Here is a 227-nt window from a genome sequence, read left to right on the forward strand (position 1 = left end):
CCCCTGCTTTCCACCGCTCTTAAAGAGCTAGTGCGTATGCGGTATTAATCCAAATTTCTCTGGGCTATCCCCCACTACCAGGCAGATTCCTACGTGTTACTCACCCGTCCGCCGCTCGACGCCTGATAGCAAGCTATCATCGTTTCCGCCCGACTTGCATGTGTTAAGCCTACCGCCAGCGTTCAATCTGAGCCATGATCAAACTCTTCAGTTTAAATCGTTTTGCT

General features: G+C 50.7%; 1 rRNA gene. It reads right to left on the reverse strand.

The window, feature by feature from the left end:
* Window positions 1-214 (reverse strand): 16S ribosomal RNA (locus E1189_RS00070); the annotation flags it as partial.
* Window positions 215-227 lie beyond the last annotated feature (13 nt).

Source organism: Parendozoicomonas verongulae, assembly GCF_009711465.1.
In the GTDB taxonomy this organism is placed as follows: Bacteria; Pseudomonadota; Gammaproteobacteria; order Pseudomonadales; family Endozoicomonadaceae; genus Sansalvadorimonas; species Sansalvadorimonas verongulae.